Source organism: Schumannella sp. 10F1B-5-1, from assembly GCF_006517535.1.
Classification (GTDB): Bacteria; Actinomycetota; Actinomycetes; order Actinomycetales; family Microbacteriaceae; genus Schumannella.
This window is the reverse complement of the sequence record NZ_VHQH01000185.1, coordinates 1-237: the sequence shown is the minus strand read 5'-3', so window position 1 is coordinate 237 and position 237 is coordinate 1. Positions and strand designations below refer to the sequence as shown.

At 70.0% G+C, this 237-nt stretch carries 1 pseudogene; it reads right to left on the bottom strand.

Annotated features, from left to right (window positions below):
- Window positions 1–237: pseudogene (locus FJ658_RS16445) on the bottom strand (hypothetical protein); the annotation flags it as partial.

The following is a 237-nucleotide window of genomic DNA, read 5'->3' as shown; positions in this document are numbered from 1 at the left end:
CCTCGGACACGATCTGCACGGCGTCGAGCACGATGCCGGCGAAGAACGCGATCAGGAGCGTGCCGGCGGTGATGCCGGTCACCACGAAGGCGCCGGCGCGGCTGATCGGACCGCGGGCGCCGAACCGGTAGAGCCACAGGGCCGCGAACGCGACGCCGAACGCGACGATCGACGCGATGAAGCCGAAGCTCCAGATGAGCAGCCAGACCGCGACTCCCACGGGAAGCGCGATGAGGG